Genomic DNA, 490 nt, shown 5'->3' on the forward strand with positions numbered 1-490 from the left:
CCGGGCGTATATGCGGTGGAACGCGGCGGTGATGGTTCATCGTGCGCAGCGTTCCGATATTGGTGTGGGCGGGCATATCTCCACGTATGCCGGTGCCGCGACCCTGTACGAGGTGGGCTTTAACCACTTCTTCCGCGGTAAGGACCACCCCTCGGGCGGTGACCAGGTGTTCTTCCAGGGTCACGCGTCCCCGGGGATGTACGCGCGGGCGTTCATGGAAGGCCGCCTCAGCGAAGAGGATCTGGACGGGTTCCGTCAGGAGAAGTCCAAGGAAGGGCACGCCCTGTCCTCGTACCCGCACCCGCGCCTGATGCCGGATTTCTGGGAGTTCCCGACCGTGTCGATGGGTATCGGCCCGATGAACGCGATCTACCAGGCCCAGTCCAACCGGTATCTGCAGAACCGTGGGATCAAGGACACCTCGGACCAGCAGGTCTGGGCGTTCCTTGGTGACGGGGAAATGGACGAGCCCGAGTCCCGTGGTTTGTTG

At 63.3% G+C, this 490-nt stretch carries 1 pseudogene; it reads left to right on the forward strand.

From position 1 onward, the window contains the following. Positions 1-490, forward strand: a pseudogene (locus NEK97_RS19785) (pyruvate dehydrogenase (acetyl-transferring), homodimeric type); the annotation flags it as partial.

The sequence above is a fragment of the Paenarthrobacter sp. UW852 genome (assembly GCF_024608385.1).
GTDB lineage: Bacteria > Actinomycetota > Actinomycetes > Actinomycetales > Micrococcaceae > Arthrobacter.